This is a genomic window from Pseudomonas agronomica (genome assembly GCF_025917275.1).
Taxonomy (GTDB): Bacteria; Pseudomonadota; Gammaproteobacteria; order Pseudomonadales; family Pseudomonadaceae; genus Aquipseudomonas; species Aquipseudomonas agronomica.
On the sequence record NZ_JAOSHO010000410.1, the window covers coordinates 1 to 4,603 of the forward strand.

The 4,603-nt window shown below is 63.0% G+C and carries 3 protein-coding genes; 1 reads left to right on the plus strand and 2 read right to left on the minus strand.

Annotation, left to right across the window (positions count from 1 at the left end; genetic code table 11):
* Both OC610_RS21670 and metE read right to left on the minus strand, forming a co-directional pair.
* The coding region (locus tag OC610_RS21670; RefSeq protein ID WP_264430654.1) for an alpha/beta fold hydrolase at nt 1-997 on the minus strand (997 nt) is incomplete at its 3' end.
* Between the two features lie 225 nt (nt 998-1,222).
* Nucleotides 1,223-3,535, minus strand: coding sequence for a 5-methyltetrahydropteroyltriglutamate--homocysteine S-methyltransferase (gene metE, locus OC610_RS21675; RefSeq protein ID WP_264430656.1), 2,313 nt, complete (start codon nt 3,533-3,535; stop codon nt 1,223-1,225).
* Between the two features lie 109 nt (nt 3,536-3,644).
* On the opposite strand from metE, the gene metR reads away from it, so the two are divergent.
* Nucleotides 3,645-4,562, plus strand: a complete 918-nt coding sequence (gene metR / locus OC610_RS21680; protein WP_264430658.1) for a transcriptional regulator MetR — start codon at nt 3,645-3,647, stop codon at nt 4,560-4,562.
* The last annotated feature ends 41 nt before the right edge of the window (nt 4,563-4,603 follow it).

Genomic DNA, 4,603 nt, shown 5'->3' on the forward strand with positions numbered 1-4,603 from the left:
CCGGCTCGATCTGCGCCCAGTGCGAGGTGTCTTCGCGATGCTGTTGCAGATACGGCAACACCGCCCCCAGCAGCGGTTCCTTGAAGGCTTCCTGAAAGCGGTGGGCCAGGCCCGGGATCAGCTTCAACTGGCTGCCGCGAATATGCGCCGCGAGGTGCACGCCATGCATCACCGGCAACAACGGATCGGCGGTGCCGTGGACGACCAGGGTCGGCACCTGCAGTTGGTTCAGCAACGCCACCCGGCTTGGCTCGGCCATGATCGCCATGATCTGGCGCTTCACACCCTCGGGATTGAAGGCCCGGTCATAGGCGACCGCCGCCTGGTGCAGCAGGACTTGCCGATCATCCACTACCATCGGGCTGCCCAGCGCGGCGAGCAAGTCGGCCTGTTGCTCCAGCGCCACCTCGCGATTCGGTGCGCTGCGCCGCGATAACAATTGCACCAGGGTTTCACTGGGCGCCGGCAAGCCTTCGGCGCCTGAGGTGGTCATGATCAACGTCAGGCTCTCGACCCGCTGGGGCGCCATGGCGGCCATGTGCTGGGCGATCATGCCGCCCATGCTGACGCCCAATACATGGAAGCTTTGCACGTGCAGAGCGTCCATCAAGCCCAGGCCATCGGCGGCCATGTCCGTCAGTGAGTAAGGCGCCGCCACGGGCAGGCCGAGTTTGTAGCGCAGGGCCTCGAACGTCAGGTTGGCGCTGCCGGGCGCCTGGCGCCAGGCGGACAGGCCGACGTCGCGGTTGTCATAGCGGATCACCCGGAAACCTTGTTCGCATAGCGCGACCACCACTTCGTCCGGCCAGTGGATCAATTGCCCGCCCAAGCCCATCACCAGCAACAACGCAGGGTCGGAGGCACGCCCGATGCTCTGGTACGCCAGGCTCACCTGGTCCAGGTCGACCCGTTGGGTCGCGACATTGACATCACAACGAGAAGCCGCCAACGACGGCAAGCCGCACAGCAACGCGGCCAGGAAAATGAATACACGCATGAAGAAACACCAAAACGCAGAACCCCAGTAGAGCGCGAGTCTGATGAAGTTTGTTCAAGCGCGCTGCCACAGTTGCGTGACAGTTTGATGAAGATTGCGTAGGAGCTGCCGAAGGCTGCGATCTTTTGATCCTGATCTGCTGTTTTTTCCCTTAGGACTCAATTGTCTGGGAAAGATCGCAGCCTCGCTTCGCTCGGCAGCTCCTACACAGCTTCTGCGCGGCTCCTATGCAGTTCCTGTGCGCAACTGCCGCGCCGCCGCCACCATGTTCACCAGCGCCGCTTCCGTCTCAGGCCACGCCCGGGTCTTCAGCCCGCAATCGGGGTTGACCCACAACCGCTCGGCGGGGATGCGCTGCACGGCTTTGCGCATCAGCGCCACCATTTCGGCGGTGTCCGGAACCCTCGGCGAGTGGATGTCATAGACGCCCGGGCCGATGTCGTTGGGGTAGTCGAACGCCTCGAATGCATCGAGCAATTCCATGTCCGAACGCGAGGTTTCGACGGTGATGACATCGGCGTCCATCTCGGCGATCGCCTTGATCACATCGTTGAATTCGCTGTAGCACATATGGGTGTGGATCTGGGTTTCATCGCTCACGCCCGACGCACTCAGGCGGAACGCTTCCACGGCCCAATCGAGGTATTCCTGCCATTGCCCGCGCCGCAGCGGCAAGCCTTCGCGAAAGGCCGCTTCGTCGATTTGCACAATAGCGATCCCGGCTTTTTCCAGGTCCAGCACTTCGTCGCGCAGGGCCAGGGCCAACTGTCGGGCCTGGGTCCTGCGTGACACGTCCTCCCGGGGGAACGACCACATCAGCATGGTTACGGGGCCGGTGAGCATGCCTTTCATAGGTTTGTCGGTGAGGTTTTGCGCGTAGCGAATCCAATCGACCGTCATCGCCTCGGGCCGGCTGATGTCGCCAAAGATGATCGCCGGTTTCACACACCGCGAGCCGTAGCTCTGTACCCAGCCGAAACGGGTGAAGGCGTAGCCATCCAGTTGCTCGGCGAAATATTCCACCATGTCGTTGCGCTCGGCTTCACCGTGCACCAGCACGTCCAGGCCCAAGCGCTCCTGGATCTGCACCGCGTGGCGGATCTCGGTGTGCATCGCGTCCTGGTAATCGTTGGCCGACAGCGTGCCTTGCTTGTAGGCCTGGCGAGCCAGACGAATCGCCGGTGTCTGTGGGAAGGAACCAATGGAGGTAGTGGGAAACGCTGGCAGCTTGAGCCGCACACGTTGTTGCTCGATGCGCTTGGCAAACGGCGAGCGCCGTTGGCTGTCCTGTGGCCGGATCGCCGCCAGACGCTCCTGGACGTGGGGTTTATGAATGCGCGCCGAGGCCGCGCGACTGGCCTGTATTTCTCGACTGCGGATCAACGCCTGCTGTACACCAGGCGCCTGCGGATCGTTCAGCGCATCGCGCAGCACCGCCACCTCCCCGCATTTCTGCACGGCGAACGCCAGCCAGCTCTTGAGTTCGGGATCGAGCTTGTCTTCGCGCTCCAGATCCACCGGGCTGTGCAACAGCGAGCAGGATGTGCTGACCCACAGGTTGTCGCCGAAGCGTTCCTCGGCCGGTCGCAGTTGCGCCAGCGCCTGCTCCAGTTCACAGCGCCAGACGTTGCGACCGTTGACCAGGCCCACCGAGAGAATCTTGTAGGTCGGCAGGCGGTCCAGCACCTGGCCCAATTGGTCAGGGGCGCGAACGGCGTCGATGTGCAAGCCGTCCACCGGCAGGCTCACCGCCAGGCCGAGGTTGTCTTGCAGGCCACTGAAGTAGGTCGCCACCAGTTTTTTCAGCGGTGAGTACTGGAGGATGTGATAAGCGCGCTCGAAGGCGCTTTTCCAGGCCAGTGGCAGGTCAAGGGTAAGAATCGGCTCATCGATCTGCACCCACTCCACGCCCTGGGCCTTGAGGCGATTGAGGATCTCACCGTAGACCGGCAGCAGGCGCTCCAGCAGCTCGAGTTTGTCGAAGTCGCCGCCCTTGGCCTTGCCCAGCCACAAGTACGTCAGCGGACCGATGATCACCGGTTTGACCCGATGCCCGAGGGCGTGGGCTTCGTCGACTTCGTCGAACAGCTGCTCCCAGCTCAGGGCGAAGGTCTGGTCGGCGGAAAACTCCGGGACCAGGTAGTGATAGTTGGTGTCGAACCACTTGGTCAGCTCCTGGGCGTACTGCGCCTGACCGTGACCGGCGCCGCAGCAACGGGTCGTGGCGCCACGGGCCATGGCGAACAGGGTGTCGAGCGTCGGCCTGCCCTGGTCATCCAAGGTGCCGTGGAAACGTGGCGGGACGGCGCCCAGCGTCAAGGTATGGCTGAGCACCTGGTCGTACCAGGCGAAATCACCCACCGGCAGCAAGTCGATGCCGGCGTCTTTCTGCAATTGCCAATGCCGGGCCCGGAGTTCACGCCCAACGGCTTGCAACGCCGTCGGGGCCAGATCGCCCTTCCAGTAGGCTTCGAGGGCTTTCTTCAGTTCGCGGTCAGCGCCGATGCGGGGAAAACCGAGGGTATGGGCCAGGGCCATGGTGAATGTCCTTCTGTAAAAGATGGCGCCATTGTCGACAGCCAGCCCCACATGAGACAAACTCAACCTTTTCGTGTTGATCACAAGTTTTATTCATGGAGCCACACCGGTGCTTGAACTCCGTCATCTGAAGACGCTGCATGCCTTGCGCGAAGCCGACAGCCTGGTGGAAGCCGCCGAACGCTTGCACCTGACCCAGTCCGCGCTGTCCCACCAGTTCAAGGAATTGGAAGAACGCCTGGGCATGCAGTTGTTCGTGCGCAAGACCAAACCGGTCCGTTTCACCAGCGCCGGCCTGCGCCTGCTGCAACTGGCCGACGCCACCCTTCCGTTGCTGCGCAGCGCCGAACGAGACATCGCGCGACTGGCGGGCGGCACCGCCGGGCGTCTGCACATGGCGATCGAGTGCCACAGTTGCTTCCAATGGCTGATGCCGACCATCGACCAGTTTCGCGATGCCTGGCCCGAAGTGGAGCTGGACCTGGCCTCGGGCTTCGCCTTCGCCCCGCTGCCGGCCCTGGCCCGTGGCGACCTGGACCTGGTGGTGACGTCCGACCCGCTGGAACTTGCTGGCATCACCTACGTGCCGCTCTTCACCTACGAAGCGATGCTCGCCGTTGCCAACCAGCATCGGCTGGCGGGCAAGCTGTACATCGTGCCCGAAGACTTGATCAGCGAAACCCTCATCACCTATCCGGTGGAACGCGATCGCCTGGACATCTTCACCCGCTTCCTGGAACCGGCCGACATCGAACCGGCCCAGGTCCGCACGTCCGAGCTGACGGTGATGATGATGCAACTGGTCGCCAGCGGCCGGGGCGTCTGCGGCATGCCGCATTGGGCGCTGCATGAATACAGCTCGCGGGGCTACGTGAAGGCCAAGCGGCTGGGGGAAAAAGGCTTGTTCGCCACGCTCTACGCGGCGGTGCGCACCGACATGCTCGACGCACCGTATATGCGCGACTTCCTGCTGACGGCGAAGGACACATCGTTTTCCACCCTCGACGGTGTCAGCGCGGTGCGCTGACTGCCTTTGTGCTCAATGCTGTTGTGGCGAGGGAGCTTGCT

Coding starts and splice junctions, on each gene's coding strand:
- metE (WP_264430656.1), bottom strand. CDS start 3,535: ATGGCCCTGGCCCATACCCTCGGTTTTCCCCGCATCGGCGCTGACCGC.